Annotated in this window: 18 protein-coding genes; 15 read left to right on the top strand and 3 right to left on the bottom strand. The window is 44.1% G+C overall.

The features are described from left to right. Positions 1-75 precede the first annotated feature (75 nt). The gene (locus ACED48_RS04205; RefSeq protein WP_017056679.1) at positions 76-2,115 is read right to left on the bottom strand and encodes a bifunctional diguanylate cyclase/phosphodiesterase; all 2,040 of its coding nucleotides are present in this window, start codon (positions 2,113-2,115) and stop codon (positions 76-78) included. Positions 2,116-2,332: 217 nt separating this feature from the next. On the opposite strand from ACED48_RS04205, the gene ACED48_RS04200 reads away from it, so the two are divergent. The 12 genes from ACED48_RS04200 to deoD all read left to right on the top strand — a co-directional run bounded on the left by ACED48_RS04200 (position 2,333) and on the right by deoD (position 13,599). Continuing rightward, on the top strand, positions 2,333-2,902 hold the full coding sequence (locus ACED48_RS04200) for an SCP2 domain-containing protein (RefSeq protein WP_136978898.1): 570 nt from the start codon (positions 2,333-2,335) through the stop codon (positions 2,900-2,902). Next, positions 2,886-3,389 (top strand): GNAT family N-acetyltransferase, encoded by a 504-nt coding sequence (locus tag ACED48_RS04195; RefSeq protein ID WP_017056681.1) that lies wholly within the window; start codon positions 2,886-2,888, stop codon positions 3,387-3,389. The genes ACED48_RS04200 and ACED48_RS04195 overlap by 17 nt, the downstream gene beginning before the upstream one ends. A gap of 157 nt (positions 3,390-3,546) precedes the next feature. Beyond that, positions 3,547-3,945: a DNA polymerase III subunit psi gene (locus ACED48_RS04190; RefSeq protein ID WP_017056682.1), complete on the top strand. Its 399-nt coding sequence runs from the start codon at positions 3,547-3,549 to the stop codon at positions 3,943-3,945. Continuing rightward, entirely contained in the window at positions 3,938-4,393 is a 456-nt protein-coding gene (rimI, locus tag ACED48_RS04185) for a ribosomal protein S18-alanine N-acetyltransferase (RefSeq protein WP_017056683.1), read from the top strand. Before ACED48_RS04190 ends, rimI begins: the two co-directional genes overlap by 8 nt. Positions 4,394-4,565: 172 nt before the next feature. Beyond that, the gene (prfC, locus tag ACED48_RS04180) at positions 4,566-6,146 is read left to right on the top strand and encodes a peptide chain release factor 3 (RefSeq protein WP_017056684.1); all 1,581 of its coding nucleotides are present in this window, start codon (positions 4,566-4,568) and stop codon (positions 6,144-6,146) included. Between the two features lie 105 nt (positions 6,147-6,251). After that, positions 6,252-6,407, top strand: a complete 156-nt coding sequence (locus ACED48_RS04175; protein ID WP_017056685.1) for a DUF5363 family protein — start codon at positions 6,252-6,254, stop codon at positions 6,405-6,407. Next, complete coding sequence (locus tag ACED48_RS04170) at positions 6,388-7,200, top strand: TatD family hydrolase (protein ID WP_017056686.1); 813 nt, start codon at positions 6,388-6,390, stop codon at positions 7,198-7,200. Before ACED48_RS04175 ends, ACED48_RS04170 begins: the two co-directional genes overlap by 20 nt. 204 nt (positions 7,201-7,404) lie before the next feature. Then, positions 7,405-8,667 carry a NupC/NupG family nucleoside CNT transporter gene (locus ACED48_RS04165; RefSeq protein ID WP_017056687.1) on the top strand — a complete coding sequence of 421 codons (1,263 nt, stop codon included), beginning with the start codon at positions 7,405-7,407 and terminating at the stop codon, positions 8,665-8,667. Positions 8,668-9,189: 522 nt separating this feature from the next. Next, a complete protein-coding gene (gene deoC, locus ACED48_RS04160; protein ID WP_017056688.1) occupies positions 9,190-9,966 on the top strand; it encodes a deoxyribose-phosphate aldolase in 777 nt (258 codons plus the stop codon). Between the two features lie 223 nt (positions 9,967-10,189). After that, a complete protein-coding gene (deoA, locus tag ACED48_RS04155) occupies positions 10,190-11,518 on the top strand; it encodes a thymidine phosphorylase (RefSeq protein WP_017056689.1) in 1,329 nt (442 codons plus the stop codon). Positions 11,519-11,594: 76 nt separating this feature from the next. Then, positions 11,595-12,815: a phosphopentomutase gene (locus tag ACED48_RS04150; protein ID WP_017056690.1), complete on the top strand. Its 1,221-nt coding sequence runs from the start codon at positions 11,595-11,597 to the stop codon at positions 12,813-12,815. 64 nt (positions 12,816-12,879) lie between these two features. Continuing rightward, complete coding sequence (gene deoD / locus ACED48_RS04145) at positions 12,880-13,599, top strand: purine-nucleoside phosphorylase (protein ID WP_017056691.1); 720 nt, start codon at positions 12,880-12,882, stop codon at positions 13,597-13,599. Between the two features lie 109 nt (positions 13,600-13,708). Here deoD and ACED48_RS04140 read toward each other — a convergent pair whose 3' ends face one another. Next, positions 13,709-14,320: a YtjB family periplasmic protein gene (locus ACED48_RS04140; RefSeq protein ID WP_032547914.1), complete on the bottom strand. Its 612-nt coding sequence runs from the start codon at positions 14,318-14,320 to the stop codon at positions 13,709-13,711. A gap of 109 nt (positions 14,321-14,429) precedes the next feature. On the opposite strand from ACED48_RS04140, the gene serB reads away from it, so the two are divergent. Continuing rightward, complete coding sequence (gene serB / locus ACED48_RS04135) at positions 14,430-15,410, top strand: phosphoserine phosphatase (protein WP_017056693.1); 981 nt, start codon at positions 14,430-14,432, stop codon at positions 15,408-15,410. Positions 15,411-15,557: 147 nt separating this feature from the next. Here serB and ACED48_RS04130 read toward each other — a convergent pair whose 3' ends face one another. Further along, positions 15,558-17,906 carry a PilZ domain-containing protein gene (locus ACED48_RS04130; protein ID WP_017056694.1) on the bottom strand — a complete coding sequence of 783 codons (2,349 nt, stop codon included), beginning with the start codon at positions 17,904-17,906 and terminating at the stop codon, positions 15,558-15,560. Between the two features lie 161 nt (positions 17,907-18,067). Between ACED48_RS04130 and radA the strand changes: the two genes are divergently transcribed. Further along, a complete protein-coding gene (gene radA / locus ACED48_RS04125; protein WP_017056695.1) occupies positions 18,068-19,447 on the top strand; it encodes a DNA repair protein RadA in 1,380 nt (459 codons plus the stop codon). A gap of 235 nt (positions 19,448-19,682) precedes the next feature. Next, on the top strand, positions 19,683-21,770 hold the full coding sequence (gene fusA / locus ACED48_RS04120) for an elongation factor G (protein ID WP_017056696.1): 2,088 nt from the start codon (positions 19,683-19,685) through the stop codon (positions 21,768-21,770). Positions 21,771-21,847: the final 77 nt, after the last annotated feature.

Below are 21,847 nucleotides of genomic sequence, written 5' to 3'. Positions count from 1 at the left end.
CCGTTTGAGGTACTGACGAGTGAGCACTGTGTATGTTGGTTTATCTCTAAAAGGGAAGCGTTTCGAATCGTCTAATTAATTCTTATGACGGCGGTTTTGGGCAAACAACTCTTCGACATCTTGTTTCGGTTGCGGGCGGTAGAAGTGGAAACCTTGAATCGAACTACAGTTGAGATTAGACAGCAGAGTCGCTTGCTCACTGGTTTCGACACCTTCTGCAACCACGGTTAAATCGAGAGATTTACCTAGGTTGATGATGTTTTCAATTACGGTGATTTGTTTTGGTAGGGTATCGATGTCAGAGATGAAAGCACGGTCTATCTTAAGCTCATCAATTGGGAAGCGAGCAAGGTAAGACAGTGAAGAGTAACCGGTACCAAAATCATCGATAGATAACGCAAAGCCAAGTTTCTTAATTGCATTGAGCATCTGCAGTGTGTGTTCACTATCGCTCATTACTGCACTTTCGGTCAACTCAAACGTAATCGCGCTTGGGTCTAGCTCTGTAGAGCGCAGTAATTTTTCAACGTAATCAATCAGTTTTGGGTTACCAAACTGTTCTGGAGAAAGGTTGATTGCAACGCGACCTGGGAGGATGCCTTGCATCTTCCAACGCTTAACTGTCGCAAATACCTCACGCATTACCACACGACCAAGTTGTTCGATAAGACCTGCACGTTCCGCAACTGGGATAAATGCGGCAGGGCTGATGTAGCCTTCAACAGGGTGCTTCCAACGAACCAGAGCTTCTGCGCCGTTGATGGTGAAATCTCGTGCATTCACTTTCGGCTGATACCAAACCTCGAGTCCATTTTGTTGCAGTGCTTTTTGCAGCTCTATCTCAAGCCACAGTCGCATACGCGCTTCTTTGTTCATCTGTTCGTTGAACTTAATCAGGCGATTACGACCACGATCTTTGGCTTCGTACATTGCCGTGTCGGCATTTTGTAGCAAGATACGTGCGTCTGTACCATCTTTAGGGAAGCTCACACTACCAATCGAACAGGCTAAGCGTTTGCTGAAATGGTGAAGATCGAAGGGTTGATTGATCAAGGAAATGATTTTTTCAGCGAGCATTTCAGGCGTTTGCTGATGTTCAGGCTCTGGGAGGATAATACCAAACTCATCCCCGCCTAAATGCCCAATAACGGCTTTACGAGGCAGTAAGCGTTTAAGACGTGAGGCGACCTCTTTAATCACTCTGTCACCAATGTGGTGACCGAGTGAGTCATTAATATTTTTAAAGTTATCAATGTCTAAGTAGAGCATCACCACAGGCGTTTCATTGTGAATGAACTGCTCAAGACGCTTGGTAAACCCAACTCGGTTGTAGAGCTTGGTCAGTGCATCTATGTAGGCATCTTCACTGTTAGCGGGTGCAAACTGTTTTGCGGTATCTTGTGCGTCTTGGATAAGCACTAGCTGGGTGCTGCTTCCAAGAACGGCAGTAGAATCAATATGCAGTTGTACCTTACGTTCAAAACCGCATCTGGCTCCCGTTAAGCAAACCAAACCAGACTCGGTAATAATAGAGCTCAGCCTATTATTAAAGACGGTTTTGGTTTGTTCATCGATAAATAAGCGACCTAACTCCTCACCAATCAACTCAGTAGTGGAGTTGAAACCAAGCAAGCGTGCTGCCGCTGGATTTGATGATAAAATGTAGTCGCTTTCGACTAGCAATAACCCGTCAGGGAGCAGTTGAGATAGCTTGTGAAATTTTGCTTCGGATTCTTCTAAAGAGCGAACAAGCACTTGGTTTTCTGATGTATCGAAGGCATGAAAAACGATGTAGTCGATTTTGTTACCATTTGTCAGAGGAGAAAGGCTGAAATAAAGACTGGTATCGAGGTCGGTTTCGTTGAGAGTGATTTCGGCTTCAATTTTTTCACCATTGAATGCACGCTCGTAATAAGGTTTCAGGTGTTGGTAAAATTGTTCGCCTAAGGTTTGGCGATCATTCATGCCGACAAGCTCTGCTTGATTTAAACCTGCAATATCACAGTAACGCTCATTAACCATAAAATAATTATGTTGAGCATCAAGAACGGCAAAAAAGAACGGACTGTTTGCTGTTAGCTGGGTAAACCAATGTTGTAGTTGCTGGGGAGGCATCAAAGTACTACCAATTCTCCAAGAGCTTAAATATTCACTATAGTTAGATACTCATAGCTTTTTTTATCGTTCGTATTAACTTGTGAGATCAGCGAGCTGCTGTATTTTGTTAACTCAATTACTATAACTTATACCACGATTCTCAATATATCAAAGCTCTTGCACCAAAGGGGCGCAAAATTGATACATAACAGTAACTGAGTTCTTAGCATCATTTATGATGCATTCCATATTATTGACAAAGTTACGGATAAGTCACGTGATAAACAAGATTCGCACTCAACTAGTTCAAAATGCCGCATCAATTTTGCGATCTCCAGTCCAGTTATTGCCTAGAATAGTACAAAAAACAGTCTTATTAGAAGCAATGAAAAGTGTATTTAAGGAGTCTTTGGAAGATGGTGACTTTGAGTTCTTAGAAAACAAGTGGCTTAAAGTCTCAATAATAGATTTGGGGTTAAGTTGGCATATTAGCTATAAAAATGAGCAACTAGTTGTAGCTGATAAAGCCGTGACTGAAGATGTAAGCTTTAGCGGAAACCTGAACGATCTTGTGTTGATTGCTGGTCGTAAAGAAGACCCAGATACACTTTTCTTCCAACGTCGATTGTCTATTGAGGGCGATACTGAGCTCGGTTTAGAGATTAAAAACTTGATGGATAGCGTAGATTTAGATTTATTGCCGATTCCTATGAAAACTTTGTTAAATCAATTAGCTGATTTTGTGCAGAAGGGAGTACAATCCCCAGATACACAAAGTGAGGTAATGAATGCTTATTCGAACTGAAGCACCGGCAGATATACTTGTCATTGATCGTCTGTTGAAATCTGTTTTTGAAACAGATGCAGAAGCTAATTTGGTTATGAGCTTACGTGAGAATAGTCATTTAACGCTATCGCTGGTGGCTTGTTCTGATGAAGGCGAAGTGGTTGGTCACCTGATGTTTAGCCCTACCACTCTTGATGGTGACGATCATAACTGGCAGGGACTAGCGCCGCTTGCTGTGAAAGAAGAGTTCCGCAACCAAGGCATAGCTAAATCATTGGTTGAAGATGCTTTCTCTACTTTGATGGATTTCGGCTACCCAGCCTGTGTTGTGCTTGGTGATCCTGCTTATTACGGCCGCTTTGGTTTTAAGGCGGCGAGTGAGTTTGGACTGAGCTGTACTTGGGATGTGCCTAAAGGTGCTTTCCAAGCTATCGAGTTAGTTGAAGGTGTGCTTACTGGTCATTCCGGTGAAATTGCTTACAGTCCTGAGTTCAACGACTTATAAGCTGATTTACCACGTAACATGATGCAAACTGATTTAGTCTAAATAAAGGAGCTTGATGCTCCTTTATTTTTTGTTAGTATCAGCCCAGCTCTGATGAGCTCTTTTTAAGTTTGCTCTGATAAGCAACCAACATCAACCTAAGGTTATACCGCTAGATATGCCACAAACACACGCACAATACCTGCAAGAGATGGACATTAGCCAATGGGAGCTTAGCCATCCAGAGCGTTTGGCGGGTTATGAATCTGAATTGGTTCCGCTATCGAGCGACTGCAAGTTACTGTTAGTTTCGCCTGAAAAGCCTCAGGAAGACCTTGCCGTGATGTTTGAGCGTGTACTCAAAAGCATCAAGCTCGACTTATCTCAAGCCTTACATATTCAGCCTCTACATCTATCTTCTATCGAACTCGGTGATGTTGAATGGGTGTGGTTTGCGGGTTGTGAGTCTGCCCAAGAGCTGAAAGCAAAAACATTACAATCGCCATTACTGTCTGACATCAATGGTAATAACCAACACCGCCGCGACTTATGGCAACAAATTTGTGCTTATGACTAATCAATTTTTACCCACTTCAGAACAACACCTAGACGCCATTTGGCAGATAGAGCAGGCCGCGCATTCTCATCCTTGGTCTGAAACGATGATTCGAGACCTCGAAAGCCGAGGTGCTTGCCACCATGTACTTGAAGTCGATGGACAAGTGGTTGGGTATTTCTTCGCGCAGAATATCGTTGGTGAAGTCACGCTACTTAATATTGCTGTCGACCCAAGCCAACAAGGCAAAGGGTATGGGAAAGCGTTAACCGAACATTTCCTTGATATGTGTGAACAAGCTGACGCTGAAAGTGCTTGGCTGGAAGTTCGCGAAAGTAATGTGAATGCGTTTAATCTTTACGAGAAGGCTGGCTTTAATGAAGTTGACCGTCGTCGTAACTATTACCCAACCAAGCAAGGCAACGAAGATGCGATCATTATGAGCTATCTTTTTATGGCCTTTAGCTAGTCATGCTACGTCTTTTAGCCGACTAGATAATTAACCACAGAATTAGCCACAAAATAGGGTGTAAACTGACTCTTTAGAAAGTGACACGCTTTCTGTATAATCCGCACACAGAATTCAAGGGCAAGTATTATCTACTTGCCCTTTTTACGCTTTAGATCAGCAAAGGGCGACTATGTCTTTCCAACAAGAAGTGAGCAAACGTAGAACGTTTGCGATTATCTCTCACCCGGATGCGGGTAAAACCACGATTACTGAAAAAGTTCTTTTATTCGGAAACGCGATTCAGAAAGCGGGTACCGTAAAAGGCCGTGGCTCTAACCAGCACGCTAAATCTGACTGGATGGAGATGGAAAAAGAACGTGGTATCTCGGTAACTACGTCGGTAATGCAATTCCCATACAATGATTGCCTAGTAAACCTACTCGATACTCCAGGGCACGAAGATTTCTCGGAAGATACGTACCGTACCCTAACTGCGGTTGACTCTTGTTTGATGGTTATCGATGCCGCGAAAGGTGTCGAAGATCGTACTCGTAAACTGATGGAAGTCACTCGTCTGCGTGATACGCCAATCGTCACTTTTATGAACAAACTTGACCGTGACGTTCGTGACCCAATGGAAGTGCTTGATGAAGTGGAAAGCGAGCTAGGTATGGCTTGTTCTCCAATCTCATGGCCAATTGGTTGTGGTAAAGAGTTCAAAGGTGTTTACCATATTCATCGTGATGAAACGATCTTGTACGAATCTGGCCACGGTCATGAGATTCAAGAAGTGCGTATCATCAAAGGTCTAGATAACCCTGAGCTCAATGAAGCGGTAGGTGATGATCTTGCGGAAAGCGTACGTGAAGAGCTAGAGCTTGTTATCGGTGCGTGCCCTGAGTTTGATCATGAGTTGTTCCTTGCTGGTGAACTGACGCCGGTTTACTTCGGTACTGCTCTGGGTAACTTTGGTGTTGACCACATGTTAGATGGCTTAACTGAGTGGGCTCCAGGCCCTCAAACTCGTCAAGCGAACGAGCGTGATGTTGTTGCGACAGAAGAGAAGTTTTCTGGTTTCGTATTTAAGATCCAAGCAAACATGGATCCTAAACACCGTGACCGTATCGCATTTATGCGTATCGTATCGGGTACTTACAACCAAGGTATGAAAATGAATCATGTTCGTACTGGTAAGAATGTAAGCATCTCTGATGCGGTAACCTTCATGGCGGGAGACCGTGCGCGAGCTGAGAAAGCGTATGCTGGAGACATTATCGGTCTACATAACCACGGCACAATTCAGATTGGTGACACCTTTACGCAAGGTGAAAGCCTAAAGTTCGCTGGTATTCCAAACTTTGCGCCAGAACTATTTCGTCGTATTCGTCTACGTGATCCGTTAAAGCAGAAGCAACTTCTAAAAGGCCTAGTTCAGCTTTCAGAAGAGGGTGCAGTACAAGTATTCCGTCCTATGCAGAACAACGACCTGATCGTTGGTGCGGTTGGTGTCCTTCAGTTTGACGTAGTTGTGGCGCGCTTGAAAGCGGAATACAACGTAGAAGCTATCTATGAAGGCATTAACGTTGCAACCGCTCGTTGGGTTGAGTGTGACGACGATAAGAAACTGGAAGAATTCAAGCGTAAGAACCAATCTAACCTAGCGTTAGATGGTGGTGATAACCTATCTTACATTGCACCAACTATGGTGAATTTGAACCTAGCGTCTGAACGTTTCCCTGACGTTCAATTCAGAGCGACGCGTGAACACTAATTTCTCAGTACTCTATTCGAGTTAAACAAAAACGTCTATTGTTCTGCAGTAGGCGTTTTTTTATGCGTTTTATTTAAGGTTTAGAGGCTGAGATTAGAGGCAATTATGTTCAGTTGGATAAAAGCTTGGGTTAAGAAATACGATAAGTGGTGCGAAGAACTTGGTTTAACGCCAGAGAATAAGCGCAGCTGTGTGGCCTATCGCCGTGAACCTCAAGGACAACATGCAGAGATTAGGAAAGATGACAAAGGAATTAAGTAGTTTTCCGTTGTTTGACACTCATTGCCATGCGGACTTTGAAGCCTTTGGCCAAGGTTTTGTACTTGAGCACAGTATTGACGGTTACCTGCAAGAAGCGAAACAAGCACACGTCGGGAAGCTACTCATTCCTTCTATTGGTCAGAGTAACTGGAGGAAGATTGATGAAATCGCTCAAGCTCATCCTAATGTTTATTACGCTTTAGGTTTCCATCCTTACTTCTTGGACCAAGCTGATGACAATCAGTTTTCAGAGCTTCGCCAGTTGCTCTCTTTAAGGTCAAATCAATGTGTTGCGATAGGTGAGTGCGGACTCGACTTTTTTGTGGATGTAGATCGAGAGAAACAAGAGCGCTTTTTCGTTCAGCAAATCGAGCTTGCTAAGGAGTTCGAGTTGCCTTTAATTATCCACGAGAGAAAGTCTTACAACCGATTAATTGAACTATTGAAACAACAAAGGTTCACTTTGGGTGGGGTAATTCATGGTTTTTCAGGGAGCGAACAGCAAGCTTTGGCGTGGATTAAGCTCGGTTTCTATATTGGTGTTGGTGGAACGATTACTTACCCAAGAGCACAAAAAACGCGTACAACCATCGCAAAACTGCCTCTAGAATACTTGGTGTTGGAAACTGATGCTCCGGACATGCCAACGTATGGTAATCAAGGAGGTGTTAATCATTCCAAACATTTAGTTACGATATCAAATGCGCTTTTTTTGATCAGAAAAGAATCAAAGCAATCGATTGCAGCACAGGTTTGGAAAAATAGCCATCTTGCATTCGGTATACGTGAGTAAAATCGAAAGTTTTTGTTTATCGTTTGCGCGAATTACACTTATATCGTGATTTTCCTCACATTTGTGTGTGAATGATACATAAATCTTATACGAAAGTGTGAGGGCGGCATTACTTTATTAGTGGTCGCATGAGTATAATTGCCTCCGCTTTATAGCCCCATTTTGTAACACGCCAATAAATAACTAATAAGGAAGTCATAAACTATGAGCCTGTTTATGAGCCTCGTCGGAATGGTTGCACTGATTGCAATCGCAGTACTACTATCTGACAATCGCAAAGCTATTAATCTAAGAACCGTGGGTGGTGCTTTCGCTATCCAATTCGCACTTGGTGCATTCGTACTTTACATCCCTTGGGGTCGTGATCTACTTGCAGGTTTCTCTGCTGGTGTAGCAAACGTGATCGACTATGGTAAAGACGGTACTGGTTTCCTATTCGGCAGCCTAGTTAACTTCTCAGTTGACGGTATCGGTTTCATCTTTGCTTTCCAAGTTCTACCGACTCTGATTTTCTTCTCTGCACTTATCTCTGTACTTTACTACATTGGTATAATGCAAGTTGTAATCAAAGTGCTTGGTGGTGGTCTTCAGAAAGCTCTAGGTACTTCTCGCGCCGAGTCTATGTCTGCAGCAGCAAACATCTTCGTTGGTCAAACTGAAGCACCTTTAGTTGTTCGTCCATTTGTTCCTAAAATGACTAACTCTGAACTATTCGCAGTAATGTGTGGTGGTTTGGCTTCTGTAGCGGGTGGTGTACTAGCAGGTTACGCATCTATGGGTGTACCTCTAGAGTACCTTGTTGCAGCGTCATTTATGGCAGCACCTGGTGGTCTACTATTCGCTAAAATCATCAAGCCAGAAACAGACACACCAGACGATAACATCGCTGATGATATAGACGGTGGTGATGACAAACCTGCGAATGTTATCGACGCAGCAGCAGGTGGTGCATCAGTTGGCCTACAACTAGCGCTTAACGTTGGTGCTATGCTACTAGCATTCATCGGTCTGATTGCTCTAATCAACGGTATGCTAGGTGGCATCGGTGGTTGGTTCGGTATGGAAAATCTAACTCTAGAACTTCTTTTAGGTTGGATCTTTGCACCGCTAGCATTCATCATCGGCGTTCCATGGGAAGAAGCAACTATAGCTGGTTCTTTCATTGGTCAGAAAACGGTTGTTAACGAATTCGTTGCATACCTGAACTTCGTACCATATGTTGGTGAGAACGCTCAAGTTGTTGCAGCAACTGGTCAAGTGATGTCTGAGAAGACTCAAGCTATCATCGCATTCGCACTATGTGGTTTCGCAAACCTTTCTTCAATTGCGATTCTTCTAGGTGGTCTAGGTGGTATTGCACCAAGCCGTCGCCACGACATCGCACGTATGGGTGTTAAAGCGGTAATTGCTGGTACTCTATCTAACCTGATGGCAGCAACAATTGCTGGCTTCTTCCTGTCTTTCTAATTAGTTAGAAATAGATATATAGACGCCATCATAATATCGCCCCGTAGCAAGAAATTGCTGCGGGGCTTTTTTGTTTTTAGGCCTAGTGATTTTGAGTACTAACATGAGTGAATGCTTGGAGTCGAAAATGGGTCTAGAATGTTTTTTTGAGATACAAACCGTTTGCGTTCCAAGGAGCACTACAATTTATTGATGGATACCTATAATGTATAAGCTTAAGGGATAGGATGTCTCTTGTTGGCAAGAAAGTAACCGCGAGATCGATTCTAGCGTTATTCTTTTGGGATTAAGCCAAACTTAGCGATACGCTATAGATGTTAGACACAACATGACTGATTTGTTGTGCCATAGACCAAACTGGTACTGTGCGGTGACAAGGATTGCAATTGATAACGAAAGTTATCAAGTCTTCAGGGAACCAAGTCCGTTCATTTGTGGCTACTGAGCATGACTAAAATATCCATCTATACTGGGTGGATGGCAAAGTAGTTAACTATTTGAATATATTGATCGGAGATAGAAATGAGCGATTTAAAAGCAGCAGCTCTACGTGCACTTAAACTTATGGATCTAACAACGTTGAATGATGACGATACTACTGAGAAAGTAGTGGCGCTTTGTCATGATGCGAAGACTGCAGTAGGCAACACAGCTGCAATCTGTATTTACCCTCGCTTTATCCCAGCCGCTAAGAAAGCGTTGCGTGAGCAAGGTACTCCAGAAGTACGCATTGCGACTGTAACTAACTTCCCTCATGGTAATGACGACATCGAAATTGCTGTTGCAGAAACAAAAGCAGCGGTAGCGTATGGCGCAGACGAAGTTGACGTAGTATTCCCATACCGTGCTCTTATTGCTGGCAACGAAGAAGTTGGTTTTGAGCTAGTTAAGCAATGTAAAGCCGCTTGTGGTGACATCACGCTTAAAGTGATCATCGAAACCGGTGAGCTGAAAGAAGAAGCACTGATCAAGAAAGCTTCTCAAATCTGTATCGAAGCGGGTGCAGACTTCATCAAAACTTCAACAGGTAAAGTGCCAGTAAATGCGACTCCAGAGTTCGCGCGCATGATGCTTGAAGTTATTCGTGATATGGGCGTTGCTAAAACAGTGGGTTTCAAACCTGCTGGTGGCGTACGTACAGCTGAAGATGCAGCACTATACCTAGCAATGGCTGATGAGCTACTAGGCGCTGAGTGGGCAGACAACATGCACTACCGTTTTGGTGCGTCAAGCCTACTAACTAACCTTCTTAATACATTAGAAGTGACAGACGAAACTGCTGATCCAGCAGCATACTAATTTACTCGTCATATTTGACGCCGCAGCGTTGTTGCCTGCGCAAGTTCCTCCTAATCACATAGAGCTTCTATGCTCATAGGAATGAACTTGCTGGCCGCCTAACTGCAACGCCAAATATTTAGAGTATTGATAACAATTAAGTCTGTTTGATGGAGTGGCGTTAAGTCACTCCATATTACCTCTTTCCCTACAAACCATACTCACTAGAGTTTGGGAGGCACTAATGTATCTACCTCAAGAAATTATTCGCAGAAAACGTGACGGTGAAGTCCTAACAGCTGAAGAAATTAACTTCTTCATTCAAGGTGTCGCTAAAAACACGGTTTCTGAAGGCCAAATTGCAGCATTCGCAATGGCTATCTTCTTTAACGAAATGACAATGCCAGAGCGTATCGCACTAACATGTGCAATGCGAGATTCAGGCATGGTGATTGACTGGAGCCACATGAACTTTGATGGCCCAATCGTTGATAAACACTCTACTGGTGGTGTGGGTGACGTAACTTCTCTGATGCTTGGCCCTATGGTGGCAGCATGTGGCGGTTTCGTTCCAATGATCTCTGGTCGTGGTTTAGGCCACACTGGCGGTACGCTAGACAAGCTTGAATCTATCCCTGGTTACAACATTACACCCACCAACGATGTGTTTGGCGAAGTCACTAAAGATGCTGGCGTAGCGATCATCGGTCAAACAGGCGATCTAGCACCTGCAGACAAGCGTGTTTACGCGACCCGTGATATCACAGCAACCGTAGACAATATCTCGCTCATCACAGCTTCAATCCTATCTAAGAAACTGGCTGCAGGCCTTGATTCTCTAGTGATGGATGTAAAAGTGGGTTCAGGCGCATTCATGCCAACGTATGAGGCCTCTGAAGAGCTAGCGAAATCTATCGTTGCAGTAGCAAACGGTGCAGGCACGAAAACAACAGCAATCCTAACGGACATGAACCAAGTTTTGGCTTCTTCAGCGGGTAACGCAGTAGAAGTGCGTGAAGCGGTTCAGTTCCTAACGGGTGAATACCGTAACCCACGTTTGTTGGAAATTACGGTGGCATCGTGTGCGGAAATGTTGGTATTAGGTAACCTTGCAAAAGACTCAGACGAAGCGCGTGAAAAATTGATGGCAGTGCTGGATAACGGTAAAGCAGCAGAGTGTTTCGGTAAGATGGTTGCGGGCCTTGGTGGTCCAGCAGATTTCGTAGAAAACTACGATAACTACCTAGAGAAAGCAGAAATTATTAAGCCAGTGTATGCGCTAGAAAGCGGTGTGGTATCAGCAATGGATACTCGTGCAATTGGTATGGCTGTGGTTGGTATGGGCGGTGGTCGCCGTGTAGCAACAGACAGTATTGATTACGCAGTTGGTTTTGAACACTTCATTCGCCTTGGTGAAGTAGCAAGTGAAGATAAACCATTAGCAATGATTCATGCTCGCAACGAACAACAGTGGCAAGAAGCTGCAACGGCATTACAAAATGCAATCACTGTGGGTGGAGAATATACAGCAACGCCAGACGTTTACCGTAAGATTCGTTCTGAAGACGTGTAAATAACAGGTATCGGCATACCTAGTGTATGTCGATAAACAGAGTTCTGGTGCAAAGAGCATTAAGTTGGTGAAGAAAATGAAAAGAGCATTTATTTTAGTTTTAGATTCATTCGGTATCGGTGAAGCAGCGGATGCAGACAAATTCGGTGATGTTGGTTCTGACACTATGGGTCACATCGCAGATCATTGTGATAAAGGTCTTGCAAACACTGCAGAGCGTCAAGGTCCTCTGACGTTACCAAACCTGTCTAAGTTAGGTTTAGCGATGGCTCACAAAGAGTCTACAGGTCGCTTCGCTCCTGGTATGGATACAGACGTTGAAATCATTGGCGCTTACGGCCACGCTGCTGAGCTGTCTTCTGGTAAAGATACGCCATCAGGTCACTGGGAAATCGCTGGTGTACCGGTACTGTTTGACTGGGGTTACTTCACCGATAAAGAGAACAGCTTTCCAAAAGAGCTGACTGACCGCATCCTTGAGCGTGCAGGTTTGTCTGGTTTCTTGGGTAACTGCCACTCATCGGGCACTGAAATCCTAGATAATCTAGGTGAAGAACACATGAAGACTGGCCTACCAATCTTCTATACTTCTGCGGACTCTGTTTTCCAGATCGCTTGTCATGAAGAGACATTCGGTCTACAAAACCTATTAGACCTTTGCCAGATAGCTCGTGAAGAGCTAGAAGATTACAACATTGGTCGTGTTATCGCGCGTCCATTCGTTGGCCCTGGCAAAGGTCAATTTGAGCGTACAGGTAACCGTCGTGATCTTTCTGTTGAGCCACCTGCGGCAACTATCCTGCAGAAACTTGCTGATGAGAAGGGCGGCAACGTTCACTCAATCGGTAAGATCTCTGATATCTACGCAGGCTGTGGTATCACTCAGAAAACCAAAGCAACAGGTATCCCTGCGCTGTTTGAAGCAACAAAAGAAGCGATCAATGAAGCGGGCGACAACACGATTGTGTTCACTAACTTCGTTGATTTCGACTCAGCTTACGGCCACCGCCGTGATGTAGCTGGTTACGCAGCGGCACTTGAGTACTTTGATGGTCGCATCAATGAAATCATCGATATGATGAAAGAAGATGATGTACTTATCCTAACTGCAGACCACGGTTGTGATCCGACCTGGCCAGGCACAGACCATACGCGTGAGCACATCCCTGTGATTGTTTACGGTCAAAAGGTTCCAGCTGGCTCTCTAGGTCGTCGTGATACGTTCGCTGATATCGGTCAAAGCTTAGCGTCATACTTTGGTACATCGCCAATGGGATACGGTACAAGCTTCCTATAATAGTTAACTAAGAGAGAGGGAAACCTCTCTCTTCTTTTTTGTTTTGAGATTAAGGATATTTTCAATGGCTACTCCACATATTAATGCTGAAATGGGTGATTTTGCTGACGTAGTTCTCATGCCAGGTGACCCGCTACGTGCTAAATACATCGCTGAAACCTTCCTAGAAGAAGTCGTTCAAGTGTGCGACGTTCGTAACATGTTTGGTTACACCGGTACCTACAAAGGTCGTAAGGTTTCGGTAATGGGACATGGTATGGGCATTCCATCTTGTTCTATTTACGCGACTGAGCTGATTAAAGACTTTGGTGTGAAGAAGATCATTCGTGTCGGTAGTTGTGGCGCAGTGAGCGAAGATATCAAAGTGCGCGATGTGGTTATTGGCATGGGCGCATGTACTGACTCAAAAGTGAACCGTATTCGCTTTAAAGGTCACGACTTCGCAGCTATCGCAGACTACAAAATGGTACGTGCGGCAGAGGATGCAGCCAAAGCGCGTGGTGTTGATGTCAAAGTCGGAAATTTATTCTCTGCTGAGCTGTTCTACACGCCAGATCCTGAAATGTTCGAAGTGATGGATAAATACGGTATTGTCGGCGTAGAGATGGAAGCTGCAGGTATCTATGGCGTGTGTGCTGAATACGGCGCAAAAGCTCTGACTATCTGTACAGTGTCTGATCATATTAAAACGGGTGAGCAAACCACATCAGATGAGCGCCAAACAACTTTCAACGACATGATGGTTATCGCACTAGAGTCTGTACTTCTTGGTGACCAAGAGTAATGGTTCTTCGCTTTCGCTTGATAAAGCAACAGATAACTAAAAGCCCCGTTGCTGCCTGAGCGTCGGGGCTTTTTATTGGATTACTGTATTTATTCTGAGTCTAATTTGTTTATGAGCTTACGTTTTTAAGCAGTAAATTCTCACCAGACTTGGTCGGTCTTCTACGAATCAGCATGATAAACAACACACCACTGACAAAACCCATTAAGACCATACCAATCATGTAGCGATCACTTTTACGGTAGTGGTGATCAGAAATCGCCGTCATTTTACCAGTTTCGAAGGTTACACGAATAAAGCCAATGATCGTATGTTCTGCAGAATAAATAGGTTCGACTAATTGCTGTCTGCCAATACTGGCAGTTGACAGTGGTGTGTCTAAACCAAGAACCTCACGTACAGAGAGTGCTTTTTCGCTCGAAGCCAGCCGGATCCCTTCTGCATCATAGATGGTGGTATCAAATACCAGTCGGTCTTGAGAGAGCTGGTTAGTCAGCTCAAGCAGTCGTTCTTGGTCTTGTTGTAGGATCATCTTGCTAGCGGAAAGTGATGCCTGAGAGATCAGCAGCTTAGTTAACGTCTCTAGCTGTTTTACTTGGATTTTCTCATTACCTTTACTGATCACGACCGTGTTTTTTATCGTTACAACGAACATCGCAGCCAGCAAAATTAGCGCTAGCATTCGTAAAGCGTTACGTATTGAGAACAATGATTCATTCATGTTTCACGAAGCCTGAAATAAACAAATGTTATGATTAAGACATATTGAGACTTGCGTTTTCAAATTGCAATAGGTTAACGTTTAGCATAGTTAATTAGGAATCATACACATGGATGCTCAGAAATATCTGCCGATTAAAAGGCATACGACATTATTAACTCGACTCCCCGAGACCCGCTTTGCTTCTCAACTCGCTAAGGCTAAAGCGAATTGGATTGTGTTCGGTGAGTACCTTTCACCACAATCTTTTGATGACATCGACTTTTTCACTGGCACTTACAACACCATCCTTGATACGTGGAAGGTTGGGCATTATGAAGTGGCTTTGATGTCTGGTAATTTAACCCCAGCACACGAAGAGATCCTACAAGCATTAAAGCTCGATTATGCTTGTCTTAGTGAGGTCCCAGATTTATCTAAGCCGGGTTTGATTGTGATGGATATGGATTCCACCGCGATTCAGATCGAATGCATTGATGAAATTGCAAAGCTAGCTGGAGTGGGGGAGTTAGTTTCTGAAATCACCGAGCGTGCGATGCAAGGAGAACTGGATTTTGAACAGAGCTTACGCCAGCGAGTTGGAGCACTTAAAGGGGCTGATGAAGCTATCTTGGAGCAAGTGCGTCAATCACTGAGGTTCATGCCTGATTTAGTCTCGCTTGTTAATACTCTGAATAAACTTGGCTGGAAGACGGCTATTGCATCTGGCGGCTTTACTTACTTTTCGGATTATTTGAAAGACACGCTAGACCTTGACCATGCTCAATCGAACACTTTAGAAATCGTTAAAGGCAAGCTGACGGGTAAAGTTCTGGGTGATGTGGTTTCAGCGCAAACCAAAGCCGACATCTTAGTTGAACTGGCTGAAGAGTATGAGCTTGAATTGCATAATACGGTTGCAGTTGGTGATGGCGCGAATGACTTGGTTATGATGAATTCAGCGGGTCTCGGTATTGCCTACCATGCGAAACCTAAAGTTGAGCAACAAGCTCAAACAGCAGTGCGCTACGCAGGGTTAGGCGGGGTACTTTGTATCTTGTCGGGTGTATTAGCTAAGCAGCAAAAGATAAGTTGGCAGGCGAAACCTTAAGGTTGTCTCTTGATAAAGCTCTATTAGTAACTAATTTATAATAGAGCTCAGGTACAAAAAAGCAGGTGATGAGCTTGCTTTTTCTATTTTCAAATCCGGCAAATTCATGATTCGATAAGTCGATACCGCTATTTACGACATGTTTATTTAGCGCGTCAGCTCCAATCGAATCAACACTTCATCGGTAATATCTTCTACTTCGCCATAACCAATAAAAGCGGTGACCTCGTTCTCCAATTTCTTTGCTTGATGCATGCTAATTCTTGAGAGCTCTTCTAAATCCGATTGGAACAAACTCGTCAGCGGATTAAAGATTGGAGCGGTCGTTACTCTTAGCACGTACACATCACCTAAATGCTGTGCCTTTTTAATGAATAAGATCCTTTCTTTTGCTGAAGCGAAGTCTTTGATCAATTTAGTATGTACTGATTGTATTTTGTCACCAAACTTAACTGCGGCAATGTAGACATCATGGTGTTTAGGCTTTGCACCTTCAATTCTTTTCAGTGGCTCAGCCAATAGCGAGTTAGAGTGTCCTTTGAAAATAGGTTCGAGTGAGAACTTTTGGTTGTGTCCTAGTTTGGCGAGTAGCGCGAGATGCTTATTCAATGGAAAGTTTACACCAATGATCTTACAGCGTAGCGTTGAGCCAGGTTTATCAATGAATATTGGGCTGCTGACCATTTTGCTAAGCAATATATTGTGCAACGATTCGAGGAGTGAATGCGTTGGTAGTATTTCTTGTTTCTTAATTAACTTACTCTGGTTCTGATCAATAAGCCCATTGAGAAAGGCGATAGTACGCATTGTTTTAGCGCTCTCTTCGATAACTAATTGCACTTTGCGACCGTTCGGGCTTACTCGAATTACGTGATAAGGGACAATGCTTAGAGGCAAGTTTTTGTCGTAAAGCTGTAGCTCATTGAAGTTGACCAATACCGGATCATCAATCTTGAGTACCATCGGTTGTTCAAGAGTAATGCTGAGTCCACGTTTCGAGATGTCTAAGGTTTGCCCGCTCGCTGTAACGCCATCTTGTGATGTGAGTTGCAACGGTGACTTAAATTGGTATCTCGGCTCTTTACGACGAGTTTGGGAATCAAAGTAGATGCTTTTAATATTCCCAACCACGGTACGTGGGTGGCGGAATCGATTCAGCTCACTGCTTGGAATCCGTGGTTTTTCACTCAATAGATAGTCAGCAGCACTTTCGTGATCGCCTATTTCCTGCAAAATGCCGCAATGTGTCAATTGCGCAGAGCTTTGAGCTAGCGTATCTGAATGCTTGGCCAAGGCTTGTCGCTCGCTATCTGATAGTTCGAAAACAGAAAATTTGAATGCCTTCCAACTCTTACGTTTCCCTCCTATGTGCCAGAATAGTTGTCTTTGTTCACGAGAAGCTTCCGGTAGCATCATCGAGTAGAACAAGGTCTTATTCTGATGTTCGTGGGTAAATGAGTAGATGACGTTACTTGTACCTTTCACACCAGGTTTAGCTAGTAAGTTCATGCGTTGTTCGTTGAACAAGGTCCCCAGAGCTTGCTGGTTCCTTTCATCGTGCCAATATTGCCATAGCGGGTGGTTGTTGTCCGTGAGTAGGGTGAGCTTTAACTCACTGCCACTGAAGAAAAGAGGAAGATTACAGGTGTGCTTTAGATAAGTGTGTTCAATCCCACGAGTACGAGTTCGAATAACCCTGTCTTGATTCTCATGGCTGGTTTTCTTACTGGTGCTATTTAAAGACTCTTCAAGTAAGCGAGCCACAATATTGGTATCGCTTACTTTGATCGTTCTCAAAAATTTAACAGCATCGTTCTCGTAAGACTCATCAATGCCTAGAACTCGAAATTCAACGGTTTGGTTAACATCGATTTCTTGCGACTTTTCAACCATCTCTGTGAACTTAACACTGATGATCTCACCGAGATTGTATTTAAAGGCGCTTGGCACCTTGAACTTGGCACCCGATGGGGAGATATCTACCGTTACCCCATGTAAGCTTTGCCCCTTAGAGGTGGTAATTTCAACCTGTGAGCTGATTTTGAGTCTGTTTTCTTGGCGTTTTAAGTCATAGCCTAGATTTATGGCCTCGGCTTCATATGGGCTATTAGCATTGGTGATATCATGGTGATCTTGAGAGGCGGTTTTAACAGAACTGTGGTGTTGCTGGGTCCGTGGTGTCATCACTAATTCCCACGTACCCTCGGTATAGCCTTTAAATTTTTTAGTACCACGCTGGTACGCGTTTAAGGCAATGTCATCGAGCCAGTGTTTGCGACCGTCTAGAGTAAATTGACGACACTCGTTATCAATCCTCCCGCGTAAATCAATGCTCTTTGTACACGGAGCCATGATACGATTCAGTTCCATTTTAACAAGCAGTTTGAGAGACGGAGATTCGCCTTCTGTCATTTGAGAAAGAAGGAATTCGAAATCTTCGGCGTGGTAAGCCGGGATAAGTCGTTCTGCTACAGATAGAATTTCAGATTGCTTCATACTTTTCTTGTTAGAATGGACGGTGCGTTATTGTTATCGACAAGTTGTATTTGATCTTTAGATATTCATGGCTCTACTGCAACGTTTATTTTTATGTGTACGGTCAACGGGGTCACAAAATAGCAACATTGACCAGTTGCCAAGCTAATTATTGAGGTTTTATGGCTAAAGCAAAACGAGCTTATGTGTGTAATGACTGTGGTGCTGACTTTCCACGTTGGCAGGGGCAGTGCAATGCATGTGGTGCTTGGAACACGATTACAGAAGTTAGGTTAGCCGCTTCACCTCAGGTAGTGCGTAATGAAAGGTTATCTGGCTACGCGGGTGGGGCTACAGAATCGAGCGTTCAGACATTATCGGAAATTAACCTGCAAGAAGTCCCTCGTTTTAGCAGTGGCTTCAAAGAGCTTGACCGTGTGCTAGGCGGCGGTGTCGTGCCTGGTGCTGCTATCCTGATTGGCGGTAACCCTGGTGCAGGTAAATCAACACTGCTGCTGCAAACCATGTGTCAGCTCTCTTCTGAGTTACCTACTCTCTATGTGACAGGTGAAGAATCATTGCAACAAGTAGCAATGCGAGCTTCTCGACTTGGTTTACCGAAAGAGCATCTCAAAATGCTGTCTGAAACGAACGTGGATAAGATCTGTCAGGTTGCGGAAAAAGAACAGCCAAAGATCATGGTCATCGACTCAATCCAAGTTATGCATGTCGCTGATGTTCAGTCATCACCAGGCAGTGTTGCTCAGGTTCGTGAGTCAGCAACCGCATTAACACGTTACGCAAAACAGAATAACGTTGCGGTATTCTTAGTTGGACACGTAACGAAAGACGGTACGCTGGCGGGGCCAAAAGTACTTGAACACATTATTGACTGTTCTGTTCTTCTTGATGGTGGGACTGATAGCCGTTTTAGAACATTGCGCAGCCACAAAAACCGTTTTGGTGCGGTGAATGAGCTGGGGGTGTTTGCCATGACAGGTCAAGGGTTAAAAGAAGTCAGCAACCCATCTGCTATATTCTTGTCTCGTGGTGAAGAAGAAACCTCGGGCAGTTCAGTGATGGTTGTATGGGAGGGGACTCGTCCGCTTCTTGTTGAAATCCAAGCTCTGGTCGACTATTCACAGCTGGCTAACCCGCGCCGTGTCGCTGTCGGCTTAGAGCAAAACAGACTTTCACTGTTATTGGCGGTGCTGCATAAACATGGCGGCTTACAAATGGCTGATCAAGATGTGTTTGTGAATGTCGTCGGTGGTGTTAAAGTAACCGAAACCAGTGCTGATCTTGCGTTGGTGATGGCACTACTATCTAGTTTCAGAGACCGAGCATTACCCAAAGATGTGGTGGTATTTGGTGAAGTAGGCCTAGCTGGTGAGATTCGACCTGTACCGAGCGGGCAAGAACGTTTAAATGAAGCATTCAAACACGGCTTTAAGAAAGCGATTGTACCGGCGGCTAATATGCCTAAAGGTGGCATTCCAGGAATGCAGATCCACGGTGTGAAAAAGTTATCAGAGGCAATTAATGCTTTTGATGAGTTGTAATTGAACTCACTTCAGCTACTCTATACAGCAGCAATTCAGTCTAACCTTAAAGCCGATTGAACTTTGGGTTAGCACTATAAATAACAATCACTTAGATTGTTACTACTTGAGTGCCTTTTTCTATATGTTAGAAAAAGGCAAAGTTTTTTAGACCCAAATGCATGCAAAGCTATCAGTCTTCACAGATTGTGATATACTCTGCGCGCATTTTATATCCTATTAACAGAGTAAGACAATGGCAGATTTATCGAAATACAGAAACATTGGTATTTTCGCGCACGTTGATGCGGGTAAAACAACTACCACTGAGCGTATCCTTAAGCTAACTGGTCAAATCCACAAATCTGGTGAGACACATGATGGCGAATCAACTACTGACTTCATGGAACAGGAAGCTGAGCGCGGTATTACTATCCAATCAGCAGCTGTAAGCTGTTTTTGGAACGATCACCGTCTAAACGTTATCGATACTCCTGGACACGTTGACTTTACAGTTGAAGTATACCGTTCTCTTAAAGTACTTGATGGCGGTATCGGTGTATTCTGTGGTTCTGGTGGTGTTGAACCTCAATCAGAAACTAACTGGCGCTACGCTAACGAATCAGGTGTATCTCGTCTGATCTTCGTTAACAAACTAGACCGTATGGGTGCAGATTTCTACAACGTTGTTGACCAAGTTAAAAACGTTCTAGGTGCAACTCCTCTAGTTATGGTTCTACCAATCGGTCGTGAAGACGAATTCGTTGGTGTTGTAGACCTACTAAGCCGTAAAGCATACGTTTGGGATGACACTGGTCTTCCTGAAAACTACGAAATAAAAGATGTTCCTGCGGACATGGTAGATGACGTAGAACAATACCGTGAAGAGCTAATCGAAACTGCTGTAGAGCAAGACGATGACCTAATGGAAGCTTACATGGAAGGTGAAGAGCCTTCTATCGAAGACGTTAAGCGTTGTATCCGTAAAGGTACTCGTGACCTAGCATTCTTCCCAACTTTCTGTGGTTCTGCATTCAAAAACAAGGGCGTACAAATCGTTCTTGACGCTGTTGTAGATTACCTACCTTCTCCAACTGAAGTTGATCCTCAACCTCTAATGGACGAAGAAGGCGAAGAAACTGGCGAGCACGCTATCGTTTCTACAAGCGAGACATTTAAAGCGCTTGCATTCAAAATCATGGATGACCGCTTCGGTGCCCTAACTTTCGTTCGTATTTACTCTGGTAAATTGAACAAAGGTGACACTATTCTTAATGCCTTTACTGGTAAAACTGAGCGTGTTGGCCGTATGGTTGAGATGCAAGCTGATGACCGTAACGAACTAACTAGCGCACAAGCTGGTGACATCATTGCGATCGTTGGTATGAAGAACGTGCAAACTGGTCACACTCTATGTGATCCTAAGCACCCAGTAACGCTTGAGCCTATGGTATTCCCAACTCCAGTAATCTCAATCGCTGTATCTCCAAAAGATAAAGGCGGTTCTGAGAAAATGGGTATCGCGATCGGTAAAATGGTTGCAGAAGATCCATCTTTCCAAGTTGAGACTGACGAAGAGACTGGCGAAACTATCCTGAAAGGTATGGGTGAACTTCACCTAGACATCAAGGTAGATATCCTTAAGCGTACATACGGCGTTGACCTAACTGTAGGTGCTCCTCAAGTTGCTTACCGTGAAACTATCACTCAAGCAATTGAAGATAGCTACACGCACAAGAAGCAATCTGGTGGTTCTGGTCAATTCGGTAAGATCGATTACCGTATCAAACCAGGCGAAGCTGGTTCTGGCTTCTCATTCAAGTCTTCTGTTGTGGGCGGTAACGTTCCTAAAGAATTCTGGCCAGCAGTTGAGAAAGGCTTTGCATCTATGATGGAAAACGGCGTACTAGCTGGCTTCCCTACTCTAGACGTTGAAGTTGAACTTTTCGATGGTGGTTTCCACGCAGTCGATTCATCTGCAATCGCATTTGAAATCGCAGCGAAAGGCGCATTCCGTCAATCTATGCCTAAAGCTGGCGCGCAACTTCTTGAGCCTATCATGAACGTTGACGTGTTCACTCCAGACGATCACGTTGGTGATGTTATCGGTGACCTTAACCGTCGTCGTGGCATGATCAAAGATCAACAAGCTGGCGTTACTGGTGTTCGTATTAAAGCTGACGTCCCTCTTTCTGAGATGTTCGGCTACATCGGTCACCTACGTACTATCACTTCTGGTCGTGGCCAATTCTCTATGGAATTCGCACAATACGCACCATGTCCAACTAACGTTGCTGACGAAGTGATTGCAAAAGTTAAAGCAGAAAAAGAAGCTGGTAAGTAATTAGCCCTTTTCTCAATTAGTTAAAAAAGCCCCGCAAGTGAAAGCTTGCGGGGCTTTTTATTGCTTGTAACATACTG

The organism is Vibrio sp. 5S239 (assembly GCF_041439575.1).
In the GTDB taxonomy this organism is placed as follows: Bacteria; Pseudomonadota; Gammaproteobacteria; order Enterobacterales; family Vibrionaceae; genus Vibrio; species Vibrio kanaloae.
The sequence above is the reverse complement of the archived record's forward strand: the minus strand, read 5'-3'. Positions and strand labels throughout refer to the sequence as shown.

What these genes read in the sequence shown, in the direction of transcription:
- ACED48_RS04190 (WP_017056682.1), top strand. Translation starts at nt 3,547, where the DNA reads ATGCCACAAACACACGCACAATACCTGCAAGAGATGGACATTAGCCAA.
- radA (WP_017056695.1), top strand. Translation starts at nt 18,068, where the DNA reads ATGGCTAAAGCAAAACGAGCTTATGTGTGTAATGACTGTGGTGCTGAC.
- ACED48_RS04170 (WP_017056686.1), top strand. Translation starts at nt 6,388, where the DNA reads ATGACAAAGGAATTAAGTAGTTTTCCGTTGTTTGACACTCATTGCCAT.
- ACED48_RS04165 (WP_017056687.1), top strand. Translation starts at nt 7,405, where the DNA reads ATGAGCCTGTTTATGAGCCTCGTCGGAATGGTTGCACTGATTGCAATC.
- ACED48_RS04205 (WP_017056679.1), bottom strand. Translation starts at nt 2,115, where the DNA reads ATGCCTCCCCAGCAACTACAACATTGGTTTACCCAGCTAACAGCAAAC.
- ACED48_RS04175 (WP_017056685.1), top strand. Translation starts at nt 6,252, where the DNA reads ATGTTCAGTTGGATAAAAGCTTGGGTTAAGAAATACGATAAGTGGTGC.
- ACED48_RS04150 (WP_017056690.1), top strand. Translation starts at nt 11,595, where the DNA reads ATGAAAAGAGCATTTATTTTAGTTTTAGATTCATTCGGTATCGGTGAA.
- serB (WP_017056693.1), top strand. Translation starts at nt 14,430, where the DNA reads ATGGATGCTCAGAAATATCTGCCGATTAAAAGGCATACGACATTATTA.
- deoA (WP_017056689.1), top strand. Translation starts at nt 10,190, where the DNA reads ATGTATCTACCTCAAGAAATTATTCGCAGAAAACGTGACGGTGAAGTC.
- rimI (WP_017056683.1), top strand. Translation starts at nt 3,938, where the DNA reads ATGACTAATCAATTTTTACCCACTTCAGAACAACACCTAGACGCCATT.
- ACED48_RS04130 (WP_017056694.1), bottom strand. Translation starts at nt 17,906, where the DNA reads ATGAAGCAATCTGAAATTCTATCTGTAGCAGAACGACTTATCCCGGCT.
- deoD (WP_017056691.1), top strand. Translation starts at nt 12,880, where the DNA reads ATGGCTACTCCACATATTAATGCTGAAATGGGTGATTTTGCTGACGTA.
- prfC (WP_017056684.1), top strand. Translation starts at nt 4,566, where the DNA reads ATGTCTTTCCAACAAGAAGTGAGCAAACGTAGAACGTTTGCGATTATC.
- ACED48_RS04195 (WP_017056681.1), top strand. Translation starts at nt 2,886, where the DNA reads ATGCTTATTCGAACTGAAGCACCGGCAGATATACTTGTCATTGATCGT.
- deoC (WP_017056688.1), top strand. Translation starts at nt 9,190, where the DNA reads ATGAGCGATTTAAAAGCAGCAGCTCTACGTGCACTTAAACTTATGGAT.
- ACED48_RS04140 (WP_032547914.1), bottom strand. Translation starts at nt 14,320, where the DNA reads ATGAATGAATCATTGTTCTCAATACGTAACGCTTTACGAATGCTAGCG.
- ACED48_RS04200 (WP_136978898.1), top strand. Translation starts at nt 2,333, where the DNA reads ATGATGCATTCCATATTATTGACAAAGTTACGGATAAGTCACGTGATA.
- fusA (WP_017056696.1), top strand. Translation starts at nt 19,683, where the DNA reads ATGGCAGATTTATCGAAATACAGAAACATTGGTATTTTCGCGCACGTT.